This is a genomic window from Cyanobium sp. Morenito 9A2 (assembly GCF_024345575.1).
Classification (GTDB): Bacteria; Cyanobacteriota; Cyanobacteriia; order PCC-6307; family Cyanobiaceae; genus ATX-6F1.
In genome coordinates this window covers 12,938-36,149 of record NZ_JAGQBJ010000007.1, presented here as the reverse complement: position 1 = coordinate 36,149, position 23,212 = coordinate 12,938, and the positions used below count along the sequence as shown (strand labels likewise).

The following is a 23,212-nucleotide window of genomic DNA, read 5'->3' as shown; positions in this document are numbered from 1 at the left end:
GCTGCGCACCGGCTGACAGGCTCAGATCAACCCTGAAACCGGCGTCTTGCGGGCAGAGTAGATCAGGGCATGCAGTTCAGGGTCCTGCATGTAGCGCAGGATCCGGGTCGGGTAATCGAGCTTGCCGTTGTGCAGGTAGGCGAGGGTGGCCATCGCCTTGGCATCACGTGGTCGAGTGCTGGCGTTGAGGGGTCTCTGGGTGGAGATGCCGAGGAGTTTCTTCTGGCGGGCCAGCTGCCCCACCAGCAACTGGACGTTGCGCTTTGGATCAAGGAGCTGGTCGCGCGCGATCTGAATCTCCGCCTCGCTGGCCTCGGGGCCGAGGAGCCCCTGCTTGACCATTTCACTCAGGCCCAGCTGGGCGGGCCCATGGGTGCTGAACAGGCCGGAGTGGGCCGCCAGGGGCAGGTTTTCTCCGGGCTTGGCGTGCTGCATCTCATCGAAGAGAATCGCCGCCACCAGCATGGGGTTGACGCCGCGGCGTCGGCTCTCGATCAGAATTGTGGGCCGTAACTCTTCCAGGCGACTCACCGTATGGGCGCGCAGAGGGGTGAGCTCGTCGAGGCCCTTGGTGAAGAGCTGGGCGAGTGGCGTTTGGGGCCCATGCACGCCGAATCGGCGTTGGAGTTCCCTCAGTTCCTGGGGGCTGAAGTTGGTGGGGTCGGAGCGCTGGCCCTCATTGATCAGGGCCTGACTGCTGCTGCTGTCGATGCCGACACTGGCGGTCAGACCAGGCTCGCTCACGATCACGGAACTGGACCAGCGGTTCATCCGCGGGGCCACATCCAAGCCGATGGCCAGGGCGAGGCCAACGCTGAAGCCCAGCAAGAACCGTCGCCGGACCACCGGAGAAGGGCCTTTGGGCAGTCGTTGGATCAAAAGCTGGGGAAGAAGTGAGAAAACTTTAAGCAATCCTGGGCGTTTTCCTGTCCCTGGCCGGTTGCCTGTGCCGGTTTGCTGTGCCGGCCCCCGCCTGGAACCGTTCATTCACGGGGTCCGTGGATAGGTTCGGTGGGTGCGCCGATACAGGACGTCGTTCCGTCGACATGACCTTGCCTCCGGATTCCAGCAGCGCGTCGCTTTCGACGCCTTGGCACCGCTTCTGCTCTCTGCTCTGGCACCACGACGACCTGGGGATTTGGCTCGATCCCAGCCGCACGGCCCTCAACGGGGAAGAGCTTGCGGTGCTGGGGCCTGCTTTCGACCGTGCCTTCATCGCCATGGAGGCCCTGGAGGCCGGGGCGATCGCCAACCCTGACGAAGACCGTCAGGTGGGGCACTACTGGTTGCGGGACCCCAGCCTGGCTCCAGACGCGGCCACGGCGGCCCAGATCAGTACTGAGATCGATCGGATCGAGGCCTTTGGCGGCGCTGTTCTCGAGGGACGGCTGCGGGCCCCGGGGGGCGTGCCGTTCACTGACGTGCTCTGGATCGGCATCGGGGGATCGGGCCTCGGACCCCTGTTGATCCTGCGGGCCCTTGGCCAGCAGGGGCGGGGGCTTCCTTTCCACTTCTTCGACAACGTTGATCCCGAAGGCTTCAGCCGTGTGCTTGCGGGTCTGGGGACCAAGCTGCTCACCACCTTGGTGATCGTGGTGAGCAAGTCCGGGGGCACCCCGGAGCCGCGCATCGGCCAGGAGCAGGCCCAGGCCCGCCTGGAAGCCCATGGCGGGACCTGGGCCACCCAGGCCGTGGCGGTGACCATGGCGGGCAGTGCCCTCGACCTGAAAGCCGCAGCCGAGGGCTGGTTGGAGCGTTTCGATCTGTTCGACTGGGTGGGGGGGCGCACCAGCATCACCAGCGTCGTGGGGTTGCTGCCGGCGGCCCTGATCGGCGCTGATCTGCGCGCCTTCCTCGAGGGTGCGGCCCGCATGGATAGGGCCACCCGTGTGCCCGATCTGCGCGCTAACCCCGCCGCCCTGCTGGCGGCCGCCTGGTATGGGGCCGGGGAGGGTCGGGGTCGCCGCGACATGGTGGTGCTGCCCTACCGCGATCGGCTGGAGGTGTTCAGCCGCTATCTGCAGCAGCTGGTGATGGAATCCCTCGGCAAGCGCCTCAACCGCCAGGGTGAGGTGGTCCACCAGGGGCTGGCGGTCTATGGCAACAAGGGCTCGACGGACCAGCACGCCTACGTTCAGCAGCTGCGCGATGGCCTCGACAACTTCTTCGTCACCTTCATCGAGGTGCTCGAGGATCCTGCCGACATCGCTCCGATCGGCGGCGAACACCCGGGTGATTTTCTCGACGGCTTCTTCCAGGGCACCCGCGCCGCCCTCAGCGAAGGCGGCCGCCAGAGCCTCACCCTGACCCTGCGCCGCTTCGATGCCCGCAGCCTTGGGGCTCTGGTCGCTCTGTTCGAGCGGGCCGTGGGCCTCTACGGCGAACTCATCGACGTCAATGCCTATCACCAGCCTGGGGTGGAAGCCGGCAAAAAGGCCGCCGCCGAGGTGCTGGCGCTCCAGGTTCGATTGGAGGCCCTGCTGGCCGATGGGGTCGCCCGTAGTCTCGAAACGATTCAGGCCAGCCTCGCCCTGGAGAGCCCCGAGCAGCCGTTCTGGATCCTGCGCCGTTTGAGCCTCACCGGGCGGGGCTACACCGCCGTGGGCGCTTGGGCTGATCCCTCCACCTTGACCTTCCAGCGGAGCTGAAACGCGATGATCCGCTCCCGCGCTGCGGTGGCCTGGGGGCCGGGCCAACCGCTCGAGATCACCGAGATCGATGTGGCCCCGCCGGGTCCAGGAGAAGTGCTCCTCCGGGTGGTGGCCACGGGGGTTTGCCACACCGATGCCTACACCCTCTCCGGTGCTGACCCCGAGGGACTGTTTCCGGTGATCCTCGGCCATGAGGGTGGCGCCGTGGTGGAGGCGATCGGAGCCGAGGTGGGCTCGGTGGCGGTGGGCGACCACGTGATCCCCCTCTACACGCCGGAATGCCGGCGCTGCAAGTACTGCCTTTCGGGAAAAACCAACCTCTGCCAGGCGATCCGCACCACCCAGGGCAAGGGGTTGATGCCCGATGGCAGCAGCCGCTTCTCAAAGAACGGCCAGCCGATCTTCCACTACATGGGCACGTCCACCTTCTCTGAATACACGGTGGTGCCGGAGATCGCCGTGGCCAGGATCAATCCCCAGGCGCCCCTGGAGCAGGTTTGTCTGCTCGGTTGTGGGGTCACCACCGGCATCGGCGCCGTGCGCAACACCGCCAAGGTGGAACCCGGCAGCACGGTGGCCGTGTTCGGCCTGGGGGGCATCGGGCTGGCGGTGGTGATCGGCGCGGTGATGGCCCGGGCCTCACGGATCATCGCCATCGACACCAATCCCGAGAAGTTCGCGATCGCCCGCCAGCTGGGGGCCACCGATTGCCTCAACCCCCGCGACTACGACGCTCCGATCCAGCAGGTGTTGATCGATCTCACCGATGGCGGTGTCGATTACTCGTTTGAGTGCATCGGCAATGTCGAGGTGATGCGCGCCGCCCTGGAGAGCTGCCACAAGGGCTGGGGCGAATCCACGATCATCGGCGTGGCCGGCGCCGGCCAGGAGATCTCCACGCGGCCGTTCCAGCTGGTGACGGGGCGGGTCTGGCGCGGCTCGGCCTTCGGTGGGGTGCGTGGGCGCACGGAATTGCCGGGTTATGTGGAGATGGCCCAGCGGGGGGAGATCCCCCTGGAGCTGTTCATCACCCACACCCTTGGGCTGGGGGCGATCAACGAGGCCTTTGAGCTGATGCACTCCGGCCAGAGCATCCGCACGGTGATTCGCTACGACCTCTGAACCAGGAGACGTCCCTGGACCCTCAGGGCACCAGGTTCACGAGTTTGCCGGGCACCACGATCACCCGGCGGGGGGGCTGACCCTCCAGCCATTTGAGCGCCACGTCGCTGCCGAGGGCCAGCCGTTCCAGGGTGGCGGCATCGGCATCGGCCGGCACGGTGAGGCTGCCGCGCACCTTGCCCTTCACCTGGATCACCAGTTCAAGGCTGTCGCGCACCAGGGCGCTGGCATCGGCGCTGGGCCAGCGTTGCTGGTGCACGCTGCCGCCGCCCCCCAGCCTCAACCACAGCTCCTCGGCCAGGTGGGGGGCGAAGGGGGCCAGCAGCACCACCAAGGCTTGGAGGGCTTCCTGGGCCACGGGTTCACCCACGCTTTCCAGGGCCCCCGCCATGGCATTGCTGAGCTTCATCAGCTCCGAGACGGCGGTGTTCAGCTGGTAGGCGCCATCGGCCAGGTCATGGTCGATGGCGGCAATGGCGGTGTGGACCGCCCGGCGGAGCTCCTGTTCCTGGGGGGTCAGATCGGCTGATCCGAGCTGGCCTGGACCCGACGGACGGGGTGCATCCTCCAGGCTCAGGCCGCGTTCCACGGCCCCGTCCACCAACCGCCAGAGCCGTTGCAGAAAGCGGAACTGACCCTCCACGTCGGCGTCATCCCACTCCAGATCCTTCTCGGGAGGTGCCTTGAACAGAATGAACATGCGGGCCGTGTCGGCGCCGTAGCGGTCGATCACCACGGCCGGATCGACGCCGTTGTGCTTCGACTTCGACATCTTTTCGTAGAACACCTCCAGCACCTCGCCCGTGAGCGGGTCGCGGGGGTCGCTGGGGTCGGCCACCTCCGCCGGAGGGATGTACTTGCCGGTGTGGTGATTCTTGTAGGTGATCCCCTGCACCATGCCCTGGGTGAGCAGGCGCGAGAAGGGCTCGTCGAAGCCCAGCAGGCCCCTGTCCCGCAGCACCTTGGTGAAGAAGCGGGAATAAAGCAGGTGCAGGATGGCGTGCTCGATGCCGCCCACGTACTGATCCACGGGCAACCAGCGGTCGGCGGCCTCGCGCCCGAAGGGCAGGGATGTGTTGTGGGGGTCGCTGTAGCGCAGGTAGTACCAGGACGAACAGATGAAGGTGTCCATGGTGTCGCTCTCCCGCCGGGCGGGGGCGCCGCAGTTCGGGCAGGGCACCTCGGCCCACTCCTTGAGCTGGGCCAGGGGTGAGGCGCCCTTGCCGCTGAAGGCCACGTTCCGGGGCAGCTCCACCGGAAGCTGCTCCTCGGGCACGGGCACCACGCCGCAGTGCTGGCAATGGATCACTGGGATCGGGCAGCCCCAGTAACGCTGCCGGGAGATTAACCAGTCCCGTAGCCGGAACTGCACCCGGCCCTGCCCCCAGCCCTGGTCTTCGGCCAGGGCAATGATCCCGGCTTTGGCCTCGGCCGAAGGTTGCCCGTTGAAGGGACCGGAATGGATCAAGACACCGGCCTCGGTCCAGGCTCCGCCCTCGAAAGCGTGCTCATCGGCGCCGGCGGGCACAATCACTTGCCGCACCGGCAGCTCATAGCGACGGGCGAAGACGAAATCCCGTTGGTCGTGGGCCGGCACTCCCATCACGGCGCCGGTGCCGTACTCGGCCAACACGTAGTCGGCGATCCACAGGGGGATGGCCTCGCCGTTGAAGGGGTTGCGCACCGAGACCCCCAGGGGCGTGCCCTGTTTCGGTTGGTCCTCGGCGGTGCGCTCCTGCTCGCTCTGGTGGCTGACCCGATCCCGGAAGGCAACCACCGCCAGCTCCTGCTCCGGAACAGTGAGCGAGGGCACCAGCGGATGCTCGGGGGCCAGCACCAGGTAGCTCACGCCGTAGACCGTGTCGGGGCGGGTGGTGAACACCGTGATCGCCGCGCCGGTTTCCTGAGCGGCCGCATCGAGAACGGCAAAGCGCAACTCGGCCCCCACCGAGCGGCCGATCCAGTTGGCCTGCATCGTTCGCACCCGCTCAGGCCAGCCCTCCAGCAGACTGAGGTCGTCGAGCAGGGCGTCGGCGTAGGCGGTGATCTTCAGGAACCACTGGCGCAGCTTGCGTTTTTCCACCAGGGCCCCGGAGCGCCAGGAGCGGCCTTCGCCATCCACCTGCTCATTGGCGAGCACGGTCTGATCGATCGGATCCCAGTTGACCGTGGCGTCTTTCTGGTAGGCCAGGCCGCTATCGAGCAACTGCAGGAACAGCCATTGGGTCCAGCGGTAGTAATCGGCATGACAGGTGGCCACTTCCCGGTCCCAGTCGATCGAGAGCCCCAGGCGCTGCAACTGGGTGCGCATCTGTTCGATGTTGCGGTCGGTCCAATCCCCCGGATCGATCCCACGCTCGATGGCGGCGTTCTCCGCCGGCAGACCGAAGGCATCCCACCCCATGGGATGCAGCACCTGGCGGCCGCGCAGCCGCTGCACCCGGGCGATCACATCGGTAATCACATAGTTGCGCACATGGCCCATGTGCAGGTTCCCCGATGGGTAGGGGAACATCGAGAGCGCGTAGAAGGGGGCCGCACCGGGCTCAGGCGTGGCATGCAGCCGTTGCTCCTGCCAGAGGGCCTGCCAGCGTTCCTCGATCGCCTGGGGCTGGTAGCGGGAAGGGTCGGTCACGGCCATGGCTCGGCGGCGGTCGCCTGGATCAGACCGCGGCGCACGCCCGTGATCGTGCCACACCCCCGGAGCGGGACTTGATCCGCTTCTCCCAGGACCTGGCCCTCAATTCAGGGAGCGGATGACCGAAAGGGCCTGGCGCAGGATCAGCACAGGTTCGACATCGTTAGGCAAGCGCAGGGCCAGGAATTCCACGTCCTGCCAATCGAGCACACCATCGAGTTTGCTGCCATCCCTGAGTTGAACGCGTACGGCTGTCTTGGCTCGAATCCACTTCTGCATCTGCCGCACACCCGGCAGGGAGGTGTCCAGTTGGGCCAAGGCTGGTACGGCGAGCACGTTCCTAAGATGGCATTCCTTGGATGCCAGGGCGGGTTCAGTGCTCCAGTTCAGCAAATACCAAGGCCTAGGAAACGACTTTCTGCTGCTGGATGGCCGCACCGAGAGCGACTCCGACTTCTGCTTCGGCCTCACCCCCGCCTTGGTCCGCCAACTCTGTGATCGCCGCTTCGGCGTCGGCGCCGATGGCGTGATCCTGGCCCTGCCACCCGCCGAGGATGGTGAATTGAGGATGCGCATCTTCAACGCCGATGGCACCGAGCCAGAGATGTGCGGCAACGGCATCCGCTGCCTGGCCCGCTTCCTGGCCGACAGCGACGGTGACGCCCCTGGCCGCACCTGGCAGGTGGAAACCCTGGCGGGCCGGATCGTGCCCGAGTTGCGGGCCGATGGCAGCGTCCGCGTCGACATGGGTGAACCTGTCCTTGATCCCGCCCAGGTGCCCACTCTGCTGCCGGTGGGCCCCGCCGGTCTGCCCCAGGGGGAGGTGGACCTGGAGGGTGAGCGTTTTCCGGTGGCGGCCGCTGGCATGGGCAACCCCCACGTGGTCGTGCCCGTGGCCGATGTGGCTGCTATCCCCTTGGAGCGCTATGGCCCTTTTCTGGAGCACCATCCCAGTTTTCCGGCCCGCACCAATGTCCATTTCGTGCAGGTCCTCAGCCCCACGCACCTGCGCCTGCGGGTGTGGGAGCGCGGGGCCGGACCCACTCTCGCCTGCGGGACGGGCGCCTGTGCCACGTTGGTGGCCATGCATCGCCTGGGCCTGTGCGAGGCCAAGGCCCGACTCGATCTGCCCGGCGGCCCCCTGCAGATCGCCTGGGACCCCTCCAGCAACCATCTGTTCATGACCGGTCCTGCCGAGCTGGTCTTTGATGGTGTCCTCGCCACCGAGGAGAACGAGCGGCACCAGCCGAGGGAGGCCCCGGAGGCGGCTGAAGCAGAGGCCGCAGCCGCTCCTTCCCTGCCCTTCGCCCCGGCTAAAAGGCCCCCCCGCCGCCCTGAGCCCGCGCTCGACCCTGGCCCGGTTGCGGCAGCGGTCGCGCCGGAGATCAATTGTGCGGTGGCCTGCGCGCGCGGCTGCGTTCGCCCCGAGGCCTGCGTCAGCGCCGAAGCCCGCTCACGGGTGGCAGCCCTGCTGAGCGAACGCTCCCTCGACGACCTGGTCTCCTTGGCCAGCAGCTCGCTGGAGTCCCGCAGCCGCATCCGTCAGCAGGAACGCGGGGCCAGGCCCGAACCCCTTGGCTGAACCAGTGGGCGTCTATCTGGACGCCTGTGCCACGGCACCGCCAGCCACCACCGTCTTGGAGGCCATGGCCCGGGCCCAGGACGAGGCCTGGGCCAATCCATCGAGCCTGCATGGGTTCGGCCTAGCGGCTGCTGAGCGGCTGGAGCGCAGCCGCATGGCCATCGCCCGTGAGCTGGGTTGTGAGCCCTCGGCGATCACCTTCTGTTCGGGCGGAACCGAAGCGGCCCAGAGTGCCATTCTCGGGGTCACCGCCCCGTTGAAGCCCGGGCGGTTGGTGCTCTCGGCGGTGGAGCACCCCGCCGTGGTGGCCGCCGCCCGGCGCTTGCAGCGCCAGGGCTGGGAGCTGGCGCTGCTGCCCGTGGATCGCCAGGGGCGGGTGGACCTGGGGGCCCTGGAGCTGCTGCTGGAGCCCCCCACCCGTCTGGTGTCGGTGATCTGGGGACAAAGCGAAGTGGGCACCCTGCAGCCGATCGAGGCGATCGGCAGGCGTTGCCGCGCCGCAGGGGTGCTGTTCCACACCGATGCCGTGCAGGTGGTGGGCCATCGGCCGATCGACCTGGCCGCCCTGCCGGTGGATCTGTTCAGCTTCACGGCCCACAAGCTCCAGGGCCCGCGGGGCATTGGCGCCCTGGTGGCTTCATCGGAGCTGCCGTTCACCCCCCTGCTGGACGGGGGTGGCCAGGAGGGGGGACGGCGCGGTGGCACCGAAGCGGTGGCCCTGGCGGCGGGCTTTGCTGCGGCGCTCACCCTGACGGGTCAGCGCCTGGCGGCCCATCGGGGCGATCCGATTCAGCCGCATCGGGATCAGCTGTTGGAGCAACTACTGGCTCGACCCGGCATCGAGCTGACCGGCTCCCCCACTGAGCGCCTGCCCCACCACATCAGCCTGCTGGTGAGTTCCGAACGCGGTGAGCCCCTCAGCGGTCGGCGCCTGGTGGAGGCGCTGTGGCGTGAGGGCTTTGCCGTCAGCAGCGGAACGGCCTGCAGTCGTGGCCAGGCCAGCGCCAGCCCGGTGTTGTTGGCCATGGGAGTGGAGCCGCAGCGGGCGGCCTCGGCCCTGCGCATCAGCCTCGGGCCCTGGCTGACGGACCAGGATCTGATCGGCTTTACGGCGGCCCTGGGGCGGGCCCAGAGAGCCGTCGCTGCTGCGTAGGGTCCCCGGCAGGGCTCCACTTTGGGGGCTCACCCGTCATTGGAGCTACGTTTCATGGTGCTTCCCGCCGATCTGCGCACCGCCGAAGGGCAAGCTCTTGAGGCCGTGCGTTCGGCTCTGGCCGCCCGCAGCGCCGGTCGCTGGACCGTGGAGCTGCGTTTTGAAGGTCTGCGGCTGCTGCCGGTGGCGTTGCGCTTGCTGGCGGCCCTGAACAAAACGGAGTCCCGGGCCCATTTGGTGTTCCCCGATGCCGGTGCCGCGGCCCTGGCCCGGCGGGATTCCCCCGAGCAAGCGGGCTGGCTTTCCAGCCTGGGGGACCGAAAGCGCCTGCTGGAGCGGGAGGCCCAACCTGCCTTGGGGGAAGTCTCCGCTGAAGAGGCCGCCGCCTTCCCTGATCCCGCCGACCCCGGGGTGCTGGTGCTCGTCGAGCCTGCCCAGGCCGACTACACCGACGTGGAGCAGATCTGCCAGGGCCACCGCGGAGCCGTGGTGCTGCTCAACAGCAGGCTCGAAGATGCCGCCATCGGCATCGGCAGCGTCGCCCGTGAACGCCGGCGGGGGTTTCTCTCCACCTGGGAAGCGGCCTATGCCTTGATCCCCAGGGACGCCTCCGCCCTGCGGCGTGCGTTTCCGGAGCCCTGGGAGCTTTACCGCCAAGACCCTGACGGCTACCGCCTGGCCAGCCAATTCGAGACCAAACCCGACACAGAGACCCTGGAGCAGGCGCTGGCGCTGGAGGGGCAAGGCGTGAATGTGGGCGCCGGCCTCGGTGCCCTCGACCGCTTCATCGAAGGGTTGCGCAACTGAGCACCGCCAGGGGGGAACCCCTGGTGCGGCCGGGAGAGTCTCCTTACACTTCAGCGACTGCTCAACCGCCATGGCTGCATCGCACTCCAACGGCCGCTCCATCGGATGGGTCGACATCGGCGCCGGTGCGGCCGTGTTGCTGGCCCTGGTGGGGGTGATCTGGAGTCCGAAGCTCAGCGGTGCGGTGGCCAAGGCCACTGGTGCCCTCAAGCCCGTCACGGTCACGGTGGATGTCCGGGGCATTCCGGCGGCCGACCCCGCCACGCTGATCGCTGGCGCCAAGGGCCAGGGCAGCCTCCAGATCGTGATCCGCAATCAGCCCCACGGCAGGGTCACCGTCAAGGACGTGATTCCCCTGCCCCGCCGCATTTCCACCATCACCCCCGCCGGTCGGGTGATCACGGTGGAGGATCCCAACCAGAAGGTGTTCAGCACCCTCGACGCCCGCTTCGTTCTTGAGGGCCAGGGGCAGCTGACCAAAGAGGGTGTGGAGTTCGGGGGGCAGGGGCTGAAGGTGGGCACGCCCATCGAACTCGACGACAACCAGTTCCGGGTGTCGGGGACTGTCACCAGTGTGAAGGTGGGGTCCTGAGATGAAGCACACGCTGCGACCAGCTCTCCGGGCCACCTGCACCACGGCCCTGATCGCCCTGACGGCGACACCCCTGCGCGCTCAGGATGGTGTTGTTCCCCTGGCGTCCTTGCCCCCCGCCCCTCCCCCGGTGGGCCTGCCCCAGCTGCAGAGCTCCGCCAGCTGTCCTGGGCTGCAACAGCGTCTCCTGGCCACCATCGGTTCTGAAGCACCGGTCTGGAGCGTCACGGTCGCCGACGGCAACGGCCGCCTGCTGGCTGACGTCAACGGCGCGCGACCGCGCATTCCCGCTTCCAATCAGAAGCTGATCAGCACGGCCTATGCCCTGGATCGGCTCGGCCCTGATTTCCGCCTCAAGACCCAGCTCTGGCGCCTGAGCGACGGCACCCTGCGGCTCACTGGATCGGGGGATCCCGATCTTGGTCTGGCCCAACTGCAGCGGTTTGCCAAGCTCGCCCTGGGGTCCGGCGGCAGCTCCAGCCCGGCACCATCTCTGGTGCGCCTGCAGCTTGCCGAGGAACCGCAACCGAGTTGGTGGCCCCAGGGGTGGGGCTTGGGGGATCGTGCCGAGGCCTACGGGGCTCCGATCACCCGCCTCGCCCTGACCAGCAATGCCATCGAGATGGCGATCCCCAATCCCGTCGGCCGTCTCCAGCGCCTGTTGCAGCAGGAAATGGCTCGCCAGGGCGGCAAATCCGTACAGATTTCCCTGGTGCCCGCCCAGGCCAACGTCAGCGCCGACATGGTTCTGCTGCATGAGGAGCCATCGGCACCCATGCACGACCTGCTCAGCCTGGCCAACACCGAGAGCCACAACTTCACCGCAGAGGTCCTGCTTCGCTCCGCCAGTGGCAGTTGGAACCTGCCCACGGCCCGACAACTGGAGACCCAGTGGCTGTACCAGCAGGGGCTCCCCATGGCCGGAGTAACGGTGGCTGACGGCAGTGGCCTCGACCGAGCCAACCGGCTCACGAGCCGCTTGTTGGCCGCGCTGCTGGTGCGCATGGCCCAGCACCCCTATGCGGCCAATTACCAGGCCTCCATGGCGATTGCCGGGCGCCGGGGAACGCTCAGAAATCTCTACAAGGGCACCTCCCTTGAGGGACGCTTCCGAGGCAAGACCGGCACGATCTCAGGCGTACGCTCCATCAGTGGGGTGCTCGACACCAGCGATGGGCCCCGCTATGTGAGCACGATCTCCAACGGGGCCTCGGCCCCCAACACCACGATCGGGCGGATTCTCACCCAGGTGCAGAACGTCAGCCTTTGCCAGCCGCCTGCCTGAGGCGCTCGGCGGCACGACGGGCCCGGCTGATCGGCACGGGCTTGGTGGGGCGCTCCTCCGCCGCCGGGCCCATGGCGGTGGGGTCGGTGGACTGCAGACGCACCAGTTCCCTGCGGCCCGCCATCACGACTTTGCTCATGTCTTGCAGGCGCCCCTCCAATTCGCCAAGGACTTGCTCGGCATAGCGGTTGGCCCCCTCCTGCACGGTGGCGGCCTCCTGGCGAGAGCGGCTGATCAAGGCTTCGCACTGCTGCTGTGTCTGCTGGCGGAACTGCAGGGCGTCGGAATGGAGCCGTTCCGCCTCAGCCTGGCTTTCCCGCTGAACGCGCCCACTTTCCTGGCGCACCTGTTCCAACTCGTGGAGGCTCTGCTGGCGGGCGCGCTCGTGTTGCTCCACCAGCTGACGCTTGATCTCGACGTGGTCCTGGTCGAGTTGCTGGCGCCGCTGGAGCGCCTCCTGCTCGATCTGCTGGCGCCGGGCGCCGAACTGCTGCTCCATCTGGGCCAGGCGGGTCTGATGGTCCTGTTCCGCCTGGGCCACCTGCTGACGGGTCTGGAGCAGCAACTGCTCGCATTGCTGGCGGGCCTGCTCCCGCAGTTCACCCACCTGGCGCTCGGCCTCCTGGCGCACGGAAGCCGAGCTGATCAGCTGCTCCCTCTGCAGGCGCGCCTGGCTGAGGATTTCATCGGCCTGCTGACGGGCCTGGCCGATGAAGCTGTCCCGCTGGCGGATCAGTTCGTCGGCCTGGGTGAGTTGCAACGGCAGGGCTTCCCGAAGCGCGTCGATCACCTCGATCGCCTCCTGCTCGTTCACCAGCCGACCACCGCTGAAGGGGATGCGGCTCCCATCGAGAACCACCTCCTCGAGCTGGTCAAGTTGATCCAGCACGGTCAACCGGATCTCGGTCATCTCAGGTGGGCGGGGCTGTTTGATTAAAGAGCCTGGTGAGATCTTCCGCCACTCCCGCCGGCACCATGTGACGGACGTCGCCGCCGAAACGCGCCACCTCCTTGACCACTGAGCTGCTCAGAAAACTGTGATGGACCGAGGTGGCCATGAAGAGGGTCTCGACAGCCGGGTCGAGGCTGTGGTTTGTGTGGGCGATCTGGAGCTCGAACTCGAAGTCGCTCAGGGCCCGCAGGCCCCGCAGGATGACCAGAGCGCCGCTGCGGCGTGCAAACTCCACCGTGAGGCCATCGAAGCTGCTCACCTCCACCCCCTTCAGGTGAAGCGTGGCCAGGTGGATCTGCTCGAGCCGCTGCCCCAGCGGGAAGCTGGGGGTCTTGCCGGGGTTCTGGAGAACCGCCACCACGACGCCGCCGAACAGGCGCACCGAGCGCTCGATCAGGTCGAGGTGCCCCAGGGTGAGGGGGTCGAAACTGCCGGGATAGAGCACCTTCATGGCAGGGATCCTATGGAGGGGCTTGGACCTGGCTCCTCGCTCTCGCTGCCTAAAGTTGATCTCTCCCCTTGCTCTCGCTGCCATGGGCCTCGATGCCGCCGCCAAGAAATCCCTGCTTCGCAAGATTCCCCACGGGTTGTTCATCTGTGGCGTGGCCGAGGGAGACCAGGTGAATGGCTTCACCGCCAGCTGGGTGACCCAGGGCTCCTTTGAGCCGCCACTGGTGGTCGTGGGGGTGCGCTCCGACTCCACCAGCAACGGCATCATCCAGCGCACGGGCCGCTTTTCCCTGAACGTGCTCTCCGCCGAGCAGAAAGACTTGGCCGCTGTGTTCTTCAAGCCCCAGCAGGGCATCGGCGGCCGCTTCGAGGCGGCCCCGTTCCAGTTGGGGGAGCTTGGGCTTCCGATCCTCGACGATGCCCTCGGAGCCGTGGAGTGCGAGCTGGTCGGTCAGGTGGCCCATGGCGACCACACGGTGTTCGTCGGCGAGGTGAAAAGTGCCGTGCTGCACCGCGAGGGCGAGGCCCTGGAGCTGTCCGCCACGGGCTGGTCCTACGGCGGTTGAGCGTGGCCGGGTCCACCCCTGAGCCGGATGTCACTGAGGCTCTTTCGAGCGAGTTTACTTCGAGCGAGCCTGTTTCGACGAGGGCTGCCCGCAGCGACGCACGCCGGCCGCTGGTGCTGCATCCTGAGCGGCTGGAGGAACGGCTGAAGGAGCTGCCGGCGGAGCCCGGTTGCTACCTGATGCGCGATGGCGAAGACCGCATGCTCTACATCGGTAAATCGAAGCTCCTGCGCAGCCGTGTGCGCAGTTACTTTCGAGATTCCCATGACCTGAGCCCCCGCATCGCCCTGATGGTGCGGCAGGTGGTGGAGATCGAGTTCATCGTCACAGACAGCGAGGCGGAAGCGCTGGCGCTGGAGTCGAACCTGATCAAGGCCCATCAGCCCCACTTCAACGTGCTGCTGAAGGACGACAAGAAGTACCCCTACCTCTGCATCACCTGGAGCGAGCCCTACCCGCGCATCTTCATCACCCGCCAGCGGCGCTTCCGCAAGCCCCTTGATCGCTTTTACGGCCCCTACGTGGATGTGGGGCTGCTGCGGCGCACCCTCTCGCTGGTCAAACGTGTGTTTCCGATGCGCCAGAGGCCCCAGCCCCTCTACCGGGAGCGCACCTGCCTCAACTTCGACATCGGCCGTTGCCCTGGGGTGTGCCAGGAGAAGATCAGTCCCGACGATTACCAGCGCCTGCTGCGCAAGGTGGCGATGATCTTCCAGGGGCGCAACGACGAGCTGCTGGAGCTCCTCACGGCCCAGATGGTGCGCTACGCCGAGCGCCTTGACTTCGAGCAGGCGGCCCTGGTGCGCGATCAGCTGCAGGGACTTGAAAACCTCACGGCAGATCAGAAGATGAGCCTGGGAGACAGCTCCGTGTCGCGAGATGTGATCGCCCTGGCCTCCGACGAGCGCGTGGCGGCGGTGCAGCTGTTTCAGATGCGTGCCGGCAAGTTGGTGGGCCGGTTGGGTTACACCGCCGACGCCAGTATCGCCACGCCCGGGGAGATTCTGCAGCGGGTGGTGCAGGAACACTACGGCCAGGTGGAGCCCGTGGAGATTCCGCCCGAGGTGCTGGTGCAGCACGCTTTGCCCCAGCAGCAACTGGTGGCCGAGTGGCTGGGGGAGCGCCGCGGTCGCAAGGTGAGCCTGCAGCACCCCAAACGGCAGCAGAAGGCCGATCTGGTGGAGTTGGTGGAGCGCAACGCCGGATTCGAGCTCAGCCGCGCCCAGCGCAGCGCTGAGCAGCATCAGTTGGCCACCGAAGACCTGGCCCAGTTGCTGGAGTTGCCCGTTCCACCGCGGCGCATCGAGGGCTACGACATCAGCCACATCCAGGGCAGCGATGCGGTCGCCTCGCAGGTGGTGTTCATCGATGCCTTGCCAGCCCGCCAGCACTACCGCAAGTACAAGATCCAGAGCAGCAGCATCGGCGCCGGCCATAGCGACGATTTCATGGCCATGGCCGAGATCATGCGCCGCCGCTTCCGCCGCTGGGCCCAGGCCAAGGCCGAGGGAGCCAACCTGGCCGAACTGCGGCGGTCCAGCCAGAGTGCCCTGCACACCGGAGGCCTGGGCGACTGGCCCGATCTGGTCATGATCGATGGCGGCAAGGGTCAGCTTTCGGCCGTGATGGAGGCCCTGCGGGAGCTGGATCTGCACGGGGAGCTAGTGGTCTGCTCATTGGCCAAGCAGCGGGAGGAGGTGTTCCTGCCCGGGGCCAGCCAACCCCTGGAGAGCGAACCCGATCAGTTGGGAGTGATGCTCCTGAGGCGCCTGCGCGATGAGGCCCACCGATTCGCCGTCAGCTTTCACCGCCAGCAACGGGGCGAGCGCATGAAGCGCTCGCGGCTGAGCGAGATCCCCGGTCTCGGTCCGAGGCGGGTGAAGGATCTGCTGGGCCACTTCCGCTCGATCGAGGCGATTCAGCTGGCGAGTGTGGAGCAGATCGTCGCGGCACCAGGCGTGGGGCCGGCCCTGGCGCGCCAGATCAGGTCCTACTTCCACCCCGATGACGACGAGGGAAGTCAGGTTGATGAGCTCGACCAGGTCCAGGCCAGCTAAGCCCAGGCCAGCCAGGTTCCAGTCAGCCGGGTTCAGGGCAGGCAGGCCAGTCCAGTGTTGCCCGAACCCGCTTCAGGCCATGGTCACAAATTCTTCGGCCACGCTCGGGTGCAGGGCCATGGTGCGATCAAAATCGGCCTTGGTGGCCCCCATGCCCAGGGCAATCGCCGCCATCTGAATGATCTCGGCGCTGTGCTCCCCGACCATGTGCGCCCCGAGCACCCGGTCGGTGGCGTCTTCCACCACCAGCTTGAGCAGGCAGCGGGGGCCGCGCTGGGGCAGGGCGAGGGCCAGGCTGCGGAAGCGGGCCCGGTGCACGCGCACAGCCTCAGCGCCCAGGGTGCGTTTAGCCTCCTCTTCGCTGAGCCCCACACTGGCCAGTTCCGGCTGGGTGAACACCGCACTCGCCACCAGGCTGAGGTCGGTGCGCCGGGGCTTGCCGCCAAAGACCGAGTCGGCGAAGGCGCGACCCTCATCGACCGCGACGGGGGTGAGGTTGATGCGGTCGATCACATCCCCCACCGCATAGATGTGGGGAATGTTGGTGCGTTGATCAGCATCCACAGGGAGGCGGGCCCCCTCCTGGCGCACACCGGCGGCCTCGAGGTTGAGCCCAGCCGTGAATGGTTCGCGGCCCGTGGCCAGCAGGACGGCGGCGGCTTGATGAACACCAGCGGCGGTGTCGTCCACGCTAAGGATCCCGGGCGAACCATCGATGCGCACCGGAGCGGCGCCGAAGCGGATGGACACCCCCAGTTCCCCCATGCCGGCCTGCACCGCGTCGGAGAGTTCCCGGTCAAAGCCCGCCAGCAGGTGATCCCGACGCACCAGCTGGGTCACGGCCACCCCGAGGCCGACGAGGATGCAGGCGACCTCGCAGGCGATGTAGCCGCCGCCCACGATCAGCACAGACGCGGGCAGGTCGTCCTGGAGAAACAGATCGTCGCTCACCCAGGCCAGCTCCGCCCCTGGAATCGCGGGCCGCACGGGCCTTCCGCCCACGGCGATCAGGACCCGATTGGCGTCGATCCGCTGCTCCCCCTCGGCGCTGGTGACCAGCAGCTCATGGGGGCTCTCAAAGCGGGCCCAGCCACGCATCAACTCGACCCCGGCCTTCACCAACAAGCCAACGTGCAACCCATCGAGGCGATCCACCTCGGCGCGCACGTTGGCCAGCAGGGTGGCGGGCTTGCAGCGCACGTCCCCCAGCTCCCAGCCGAAGCTGGTGGCGTTGGCCAGGGTCTCGCGGTAGGCCGATCCGTACACCAACAGCTTCTTGGGCACACAGCCGCGGATCACGCAGGTGCCACCGACGCGGTCGCCTTCGATCAGGGCGACCCGAGCCCCATGGGCCGCCGCCCGCTTGGCCGCTGCCAGGCCCCCGGAACCCGCTCCAATGACCACCAGATCCCAGCGTTCAGCCATGGCGTCAGCCCCCTTGATGGGCTGAGCATCTCACGGGTCTGGAGGGGAGCGCACCAGGCGAGTTGGGGCCACCGGGGTGGCTGCTTCAGTCCCTTGACAGGGACCCGCCGGCGGTGGATCTTGTGCGTCCATCCACCAGATATCTGGGCCATGGCCTCTCCTGCCACCACATGTAGTGCCGACAATGCCAGCGGCCGTTGGGGGCTGGAGATCGAGCTGCCTGTCGATCTGCTGGACGCCATGCAGTCTTTCCTGCGCCGGCGGCCTGGTCTCGAGGTCGATCAGTTGCTGCAGATCGCCCTAGCCCAGTTTCTCGTCCAGCAGGGGGTCGCCCAGCCGGAGGTGCGGGAGCTTTACCTTGAAGGTCTGTTCATCATGCCTTGACCATGCCGCTGGCCCTCCCCGCCGAGGCCTACCTGTGGTTCAAAACGCTCCACATCGTGGGCGTGGTGGTCTGGTTTGCGGGTTTGTTCTATCTGGTGCGACTGTTCATTTATCACGTGGAAGCCGAGGAGTTGGCCGAGCCGCTGCGGGGGGCGTTCAAGGCCCAGTACGGCCTGATGGAGCGCCGCCTGGCGAACATCATCACCACCCCTGGCATGGCGGTCGCCTTGGCGATGGCGGTGGGGCTGCTGGCGCTGCAACCGGCCTGGTTGCACCAGAGCTGGATGCACGCCAAGTTGGCGGTGGTGGTGGCCCTCCTGACCTATCACGCGGTTTGTTATCGGCTGATGGGCCAGCTGGGGGCGGGCACCTGTCGCTGGGGAGCCAAACAACTGCGCGCCCTCAACGAGCTGCCCACCTTGATGCTGGTGTTGGTGGTGATGCTGGTGGTGTTCAAGGGCCAGTTCCCCACGGGGGCGGCCACCTGGTTCCTGGTGGCCCTGGTGATATCCATGGCAGCCTCAATTCAGTTCTACGCCCGCTGGCGGCGCCAGAGGGCTGAACGGGATGCCCTGGTGGCCGGTGGCTGACTCCCGCGCAGCTGTTGCGCTCAGCGCTACCCAGAGGCGGTCAGATCAGCATGGCCATGGTGTTGGAGTGCCTCACCCCCTGGCAGCCGTACTGGCCCAGGTCACCGCCGAGAGTTGCCCCCAGCGTTTCAACTTTCATTGCCACAGCACCTGCAGCGACGGCAGCCTGCGGCCTGAGCGCCTGGCCCGCCAGGCGCTCGACCGGGGGCTTGAGCACCTTGCCGTCACCGACCACCACAGCCTGGGGGCCCATGGCCCGATCCAGGCACTGTTCGATCAAGAACGCCAGCAAGGGCGACCGGTGCCGGTGCTCTGGACAGGCGTCGAGATCAGCTGCCTGCTGGAGGGGTGTCTGGTGCATGTGCTGGCCCTCGGCTTCGACCCGGGTCATGGGGCCCTGCAGCCCTACCTCCAGGGACATTCCGTGGCGGGGAAGGCCCTGCGGGCCGAGGCGGTGCGTGCGGCGATCGCCTCGGCCGGCGGCCTGGCCCTGCTGGCCCACCCCGCCCGCTATCGCCTGCCCCACCAGCGCCTGATCAAGGCGGTTGCGGCGCTGGGTTTCGATGGGGCAGAGGCCTGGTACGACTACGGCATGGCCGGGGCCTGGAACCCCACACCCGTGGTTTGTGCCGCGATCGATCAGCAGTTGGCGGATCTCGGACTTTTGCGTAGTTGCGGTACGGATACCCATGGTCTGGCCCTCGACGGCCGCTAGGGTTCAGTCACGTTTTCCTGACCCTTTCGATGGGACTCTTCGATCGTTTGTTGGGCAACCGTTCCTGGAGCAAGAGCACCGACGAGAAACCCAAGAAAGACACGACCACCTACTACCTCGACCCGGATGCCTCGAGCAGCCTGGGCAACGTCGAGTTCATGCGCAGCCCGAACACGATCCGCCGCACCTTCCCGGGCAATGTCGATAGTCCCGGCGGCAAGGAGTTCGTCCAGGAGGTCGATTCCATGGCCGCTCGGGTGGATAAGGCCGATGGTCTTCCCGGCACCGCAAGGGCGGAGGCCAGTCTCGACCTCACCGGCGGTGTGCCGAAGGCAGTCAAGAAGACCTTCGCTCAGAGGTTGAGCGCCTCCGAACTCACCAAGCGGATGAACGGCTCCGCCGTGGCCGGTGTCAACCAGCCAGGCGCTCCGGCGCCACGCCGTGCCAAAAGCGACGATCTGGGAAGCCAGCCCTCCAGTTCCGTGCCTACCGCCAAGCCCGGCTCCGCCGACGCCTGGCTGAACGCGGCACGGGACCTTAACAACTGATCCCCCGGTCGTGTGCCCAGCCAGCCGATCGTTCAGCCCTCCACCATCTGCTCGCTGCTGAGGACGAGACCACGCAGGTGCTCCAGTTGATCCCCTGTGGCCCCATCCCAGAGCTTTCTGTTGTGGGCCTCCAGTAGCCGCTCGGCCATGTCCCGCAGGGCCCAGGGATTGGATTGACGCAGGAAGGCCAGCACCGCTTCGGAGCTGAGCCAGTGGTCGCAGATGGCGCCGTAGCTCCAATCGGGCACCTGACCGGTGCTGGCGTCGTAGGCGAAGAGGTAGTCGAGGCTGGCGGCCAGCTCAAAACCGCCCTTGTAGCCGTGGCCGGCCATGCCTTCAATCCAGCGGGGGTTGAGCACCCTGGAGCGCAACACCTTGTCGAGTTCCTTCTCCAACCGGTGCACCCGTGGCCGCTGGGCCCTGGAGTGATCACCGAACCACAGCGCCGGGGCGCTGCCGCGCACCGCTTCGGTGGCGGCGCTCATCCCCCCCTGGAACTGGTAATAGTCGTCTGAATCGAGCAGATCGTGCTCGCGGTTGTCCTGGTTATGGAGCACCACCTGCACGCTGCGCAGGCGCTGCTCAAGTCCGGGGCGATCCGCCACCGCCTCGGTGCCTCTGGAGCCCGTTCCCTCATAGCGCCAGCCGCTCCAATTCAGATAGGCCTCTCCCAGATCGGCTCGGCTCTCCCACTGGCCGCTGTCGATCAGCCCCTGGAGCCCCGCGCCGTAGGCCCCCGGCGCTGAGCCATAGACCCGCGCCGACTGCCCCTCCCGCCGGGCCGCCGCCGCCAAGGGGTTGTCGGCCTCGGATTCATCCAGGGCCGCCACCCGCTCCGTGGCCTGGTTGAACCAGGTCACCAGCTGGGGGAAGGCATCACGGAACAGCCCGGAGATGCGCAGGGTCACATCCACCCTCGGCCGACCCAGCAAGGTCAAGGGGATCACCTCCAACTCCACCAGCCGCCGGGTGGGACCATCCCACACCGGTCTCACCCCCATCAGGGCCAGGGCCTGGGCGATGTCCTCGCCGCCGTTGCGCATGGTGGCCGTGCCCCACACCGAAAGGGCCAGGTGGCGCAGGTCATCGCCCTTCTCCTGCAGGTGCAGCTCGATCAACAGTTCAGCGCTGCGGCGACCCAGGTCCCAGGCGGCTTCGGTGGGCAGGCCGCGTAGATCGACGCTGTAGAAATTTCGCCCCGTGGGCAACAGGTCGGGCCGGCCCCGGGTGGGGGCACCGGAGGGACCGGCGGCGATGCGCTCGCCGGCCAGGGCCGCCAGGAACGCAGAGCGCTCCGCCGCGCCGCAGGCCAGCAGGTTGGGGAGCAGGCCCGCGCGCACCCGTTCGAGCACCGCCGTGGTGGCCGCGCCTGCTTCCGGAACTGGGCCTTGCCGCTGGGCCAGCAAGGCTTCCATCAGGGCCAGGGCCTCCTGCTCCAGCCGCGCCACCCCATCTCCCACCCGGCGCACACCCTGCCCCAGCCGCTGCCGGTCGGCAGCGCCCAGGGGCTGCTCCTCAGGGTCGGCCCAGGGATCCAGCTCAAGGCCTTGGTCCCGGGCCAGGGCCTGGGTCAGGCCCGGGCCACCGGCCACGGGGGGCCGGGCCAGGGCCAGCAGTAGTTCTGCCAGCGCACCGGGCTCGGGCAGCGCTCCGAAGGTGTGCAGACCCGTGCGGATCTGGGCTTCCTTGAGCTCACAGAGGTAACCGTCGGCGGCCTCCAGATCCAGGGGCAGGTGGAGCTCCTTCAAGCGGCGCTCCAGGCGCTCCCGCAAGAGGTCGAGCCGCCCGCTGCCCAGTTGGCGGGCCTCCCAGTGTTCATCGAGCAGGGTCTCGAGTTCCAGCAGGGGTCCGTACAGACCCGCTCGCGCGAGCGGGGGGGTGAGGTGGTCGAGGATCACCGCTTGGGCGCGGCGCTTGGCCTGGGAGCCTTCGCCCGGATCATTGACAATGAAGGGATAGATGTGGGGCATCGGCCCCAGGGCCCACTCGGGGAAGCAGGAGGGAGACAGGCCCAGCCCCTTGCCCGGCAGCCATTCCAGGTTGCCGTGCTTGCCCACGTGCACCACCGCCTGGCAGCGGGCCTGCTGGCGCAGCCAGAGGTACTGGGCCAGGTAGGCGTGGGGAGGGGGCAGGTCGGGGGCGTGGTAGTTGAGGCTGGGGTCGCGGTCATAGCCGCGTTCCGGCTGCACCAGCACCACCACGGCGCCGAAGCGGAGCCCCCGGATGGGGAAGCCGTCCGGCTCCAGGGAGGGGTCCATCTCCGGCGGTCCCCAGCGCGCCTCAAGCCGCTGTCGGCCGGGCTCGGGCAGCTCGAGGTACCACTGCCGGTAGACCTCCAAGGTCAGATGCGCCAGGGGAGGGCGGTGACCGCTTTCCGGATCGTTGGTGCGTCCCTCCAGCAGGCGGTGGATCAGGGCATCGCCATCGGCCGGCAGGGGTGCATCGCCCAGGTCGTGGCCGCTGCCGCGCAGCCAGCCGAGCATCCGGGCGCAACTGCCGGGTGTGTCGAGGCCGACGCCGTTGGCGAGCCGTCCGTTGCGGGTGGGGTAATTGGCCAGCACCAGGGCCAGACGCCGCTCCCTGATGGGGGTGAGCCGCAGATCCGCCCAACCCTTCACCAGCCGGCTCACCCAGGCGAGCCGTTCAGGCTCCGGCACGTAGCGCATGGTGGCGCTGGCCAGGCGCCCATCGGCCCCCGCCGATTCTTTGAACGCCCCCACCCGGGTGGTGAGGCGGCCATCGAGCTCCGGCAGGGCCACCTGCAGGCTGAGGTCGAGGGGCCCCAGGCCAATGCTGCTGGCCTCCCAACGGGCCCGGCTCTGGGTGCTGCAAAGCAGCTGCAGCACGGGCACTGCCAGGGCTTCCCAGAGCGGTGCCCCCAGACCCGCCTCCTCGAACTGCACCGAGGCAAAGGAGGTGGTGCAGACCACCGCCTGCACCTGCTCGCGCCCGAGCAGATCGGCGACGCCCCGCTGCACCGCCAACTCCCGCAGTCCACTCACCCAGAGGGCGCGGGGGCAGAGCCCCCCGTTGCGCAGGGCCGTGAGTAGCGCCTCCGGCAGGGCCAGATCACCGGCCTGGAGCAGGGCCCGGTAGAGCACGACACCCACGCGGGGGCCAGGGTCGTCGCGCCAGTCGTGGGGCAAGGGATCGGGCAAGGGCACGGGGGCGGGCGGGGTGGGTTGCCGGCCCGCCAGCAGCTGCCGCAGGCTGAGCAGCACCGCTCGCCAGTTCGCGTTTCCTCCCTCGCGCAGGCAGCGACCCAGGGCCACCGCCAGGGCCGGATCGACGGTTCCCAACGCGGCCAGGTCAAGGTCCTGGTCGGGGGTGCCCGCCAGCACGATCAGTTGACGGCCTGGCTCAGTGGCCCAGAGCCCCAGCTGCTCCAGCCCATAGCTCCAGTGCCCCCGCCCCCCCAGCAGCCGCACCAGCACCAGTCGCGCCGGGCGGAGGGTGCTCGCGATGTAGTGGTCGAGCACCGCCGGGTGCTCCAGGGCCGCCAGGTTGAGCCCACGCAGCTCCACGCCGAGCAGATCCGGCTCCCGCTCCAGCACACCGGCGAGAGCCATCAGGTCTGTGTCGGCGCTGCTGAGCACCAGCACAGGAGCCGTCGGCTGCTCCACATAGGCGGGGCTGCCGAAGCCGTCGTCGCTGCCAGGGACCGCCGCAAGCCGATGCATCGCCCCATCCTGGGG

Annotated in this window: 20 protein-coding genes; 13 read left to right on the top strand and 7 right to left on the bottom strand. The window is 67.9% G+C overall.

Going from position 1 to position 23,212, the window contains the following annotated elements:
- Positions 1-21: 21 nt before the first annotated feature.
- Complete coding sequence (locus KBY88_RS09785; RefSeq protein ID WP_254939751.1) at positions 22-846, bottom strand: helicase DnaB; 825 nt, start codon at positions 844-846, stop codon at positions 22-24.
- A 200-nt stretch (positions 847-1,046) separates the two neighbouring features.
- Between KBY88_RS09785 and KBY88_RS09780 the strand changes: the two genes are divergently transcribed.
- Together KBY88_RS09780 and KBY88_RS09775 are read left to right on the top strand one after the other, a co-directional pair.
- Complete coding sequence (locus tag KBY88_RS09780) at positions 1,047-2,648, top strand: glucose-6-phosphate isomerase (protein WP_254939750.1); 1,602 nt, start codon at positions 1,047-1,049, stop codon at positions 2,646-2,648.
- A 9-nt stretch (positions 2,649-2,657) separates the two neighbouring features.
- On the top strand, positions 2,658-3,773 hold the full coding sequence (locus tag KBY88_RS09775) for an S-(hydroxymethyl)glutathione dehydrogenase/class III alcohol dehydrogenase (protein WP_254939870.1): 1,116 nt from the start codon (positions 2,658-2,660) through the stop codon (positions 3,771-3,773).
- A 22-nt stretch (positions 3,774-3,795) separates the two neighbouring features.
- On the opposite strand, the gene leuS is transcribed toward KBY88_RS09775, so the two are convergent.
- Together leuS and KBY88_RS09765 are read right to left on the bottom strand one after the other, a co-directional pair.
- Positions 3,796-6,414, bottom strand: coding sequence for a leucine--tRNA ligase (leuS, locus tag KBY88_RS09770; RefSeq protein WP_254939749.1), 2,619 nt, complete (start codon positions 6,412-6,414; stop codon positions 3,796-3,798).
- Between the two features lie 99 nt (positions 6,415-6,513).
- Entirely contained in the window at positions 6,514-6,747 is a 234-nt protein-coding gene (locus KBY88_RS09765; protein ID WP_254939748.1) for an Hfq-related RNA-binding protein, read from the bottom strand.
- A 40-nt stretch (positions 6,748-6,787) separates the two neighbouring features.
- On the opposite strand from KBY88_RS09765, the gene dapF reads away from it, so the two are divergent.
- From dapF to dacB, 5 genes are all read left to right on the top strand, one after another.
- The gene (gene dapF / locus KBY88_RS09760) at positions 6,788-7,993 is read left to right on the top strand and encodes a diaminopimelate epimerase (RefSeq protein WP_254939747.1); all 1,206 of its coding nucleotides are present in this window, start codon (positions 6,788-6,790) and stop codon (positions 7,991-7,993) included.
- 4 nt (positions 7,994-7,997) lie between these two features.
- Positions 7,998-9,146 (top strand): cysteine desulfurase family protein, encoded by a 1,149-nt coding sequence (locus KBY88_RS09755; protein WP_254939746.1) that lies wholly within the window; start codon positions 7,998-8,000, stop codon positions 9,144-9,146.
- A 54-nt stretch (positions 9,147-9,200) separates the two neighbouring features.
- Positions 9,201-9,953: a DUF1995 family protein gene (locus tag KBY88_RS09750; protein ID WP_254939745.1), complete on the top strand. Its 753-nt coding sequence runs from the start codon at positions 9,201-9,203 to the stop codon at positions 9,951-9,953.
- 70 nt (positions 9,954-10,023) lie between these two features.
- Complete coding sequence (locus KBY88_RS09745; RefSeq protein ID WP_254939744.1) at positions 10,024-10,545, top strand: DUF4330 domain-containing protein; 522 nt, start codon at positions 10,024-10,026, stop codon at positions 10,543-10,545.
- A 1-nt stretch (position 10,546) separates the two neighbouring features.
- Complete coding sequence (gene dacB / locus KBY88_RS09740; protein ID WP_254939743.1) at positions 10,547-11,830, top strand: D-alanyl-D-alanine carboxypeptidase/D-alanyl-D-alanine endopeptidase; 1,284 nt, start codon at positions 10,547-10,549, stop codon at positions 11,828-11,830.
- Here dacB and KBY88_RS09735 read toward each other — a convergent pair.
- Both KBY88_RS09735 and coaD read right to left on the bottom strand, forming a co-directional pair.
- Complete coding sequence (locus KBY88_RS09735; RefSeq protein WP_254939742.1) at positions 11,805-12,740, bottom strand: coiled-coil domain-containing protein; 936 nt, start codon at positions 12,738-12,740, stop codon at positions 11,805-11,807. The genes dacB and KBY88_RS09735 overlap by 26 nt on opposite strands.
- 1 nt (position 12,741) lies before the next feature.
- Positions 12,742-13,233: a pantetheine-phosphate adenylyltransferase gene (gene coaD, locus KBY88_RS09730; protein WP_254939741.1), complete on the bottom strand. Its 492-nt coding sequence runs from the start codon at positions 13,231-13,233 to the stop codon at positions 12,742-12,744.
- A gap of 82 nt (positions 13,234-13,315) precedes the next feature.
- On the opposite strand from coaD, the gene KBY88_RS09725 reads away from it, so the two are divergent.
- Both KBY88_RS09725 and uvrC read left to right on the top strand, forming a co-directional pair.
- Positions 13,316-13,798 (top strand): flavin reductase family protein, encoded by a 483-nt coding sequence (locus tag KBY88_RS09725; protein WP_254939869.1) that lies wholly within the window; start codon positions 13,316-13,318, stop codon positions 13,796-13,798.
- Between the two features lie 116 nt (positions 13,799-13,914).
- Positions 13,915-15,855, top strand: a complete 1,941-nt coding sequence (uvrC, locus tag KBY88_RS09720) for an excinuclease ABC subunit UvrC (RefSeq protein ID WP_254939868.1) — start codon at positions 13,915-13,917, stop codon at positions 15,853-15,855.
- 72 nt (positions 15,856-15,927) lie between these two features.
- Here the strand turns inward: uvrC and gorA are convergent, their stop codons facing one another.
- Positions 15,928-17,280 (bottom strand): glutathione-disulfide reductase, encoded by a 1,353-nt coding sequence (gorA, locus tag KBY88_RS09715; RefSeq protein WP_254939740.1) that lies wholly within the window; start codon positions 17,278-17,280, stop codon positions 15,928-15,930.
- A gap of 150 nt (positions 17,281-17,430) precedes the next feature.
- Between gorA and KBY88_RS09710 the strand changes: the two genes are divergently transcribed.
- The 4 genes from KBY88_RS09710 to KBY88_RS09695 all read left to right on the top strand — a co-directional run bounded on the left by KBY88_RS09710 (position 17,431) and on the right by KBY88_RS09695 (position 19,517).
- Positions 17,431-17,664 (top strand): DUF2811 domain-containing protein, encoded by a 234-nt coding sequence (locus KBY88_RS09710; protein WP_254939739.1) that lies wholly within the window; start codon positions 17,431-17,433, stop codon positions 17,662-17,664.
- 2 nt (positions 17,665-17,666) lie between these two features.
- Positions 17,667-18,254 (top strand): protoporphyrinogen oxidase HemJ, encoded by a 588-nt coding sequence (hemJ, locus tag KBY88_RS09705; protein ID WP_254939738.1) that lies wholly within the window; start codon positions 17,667-17,669, stop codon positions 18,252-18,254.
- Between the two features lie 67 nt (positions 18,255-18,321).
- On the top strand, positions 18,322-18,969 hold the full coding sequence (locus KBY88_RS09700) for a PHP domain-containing protein (RefSeq protein ID WP_254939737.1): 648 nt from the start codon (positions 18,322-18,324) through the stop codon (positions 18,967-18,969).
- A 29-nt stretch (positions 18,970-18,998) separates the two neighbouring features.
- Positions 18,999-19,517, top strand: coding sequence for a hypothetical protein (locus KBY88_RS09695; protein ID WP_254939736.1), 519 nt, complete (start codon positions 18,999-19,001; stop codon positions 19,515-19,517).
- 32 nt (positions 19,518-19,549) lie between these two features.
- On the opposite strand, the gene cobN is transcribed toward KBY88_RS09695, so the two are convergent.
- Positions 19,550-23,197, bottom strand: a complete 3,648-nt coding sequence (cobN, locus tag KBY88_RS09690) for a cobaltochelatase subunit CobN (RefSeq protein ID WP_254939735.1) — start codon at positions 23,195-23,197, stop codon at positions 19,550-19,552.
- Positions 23,198-23,212 lie beyond the last annotated feature (15 nt).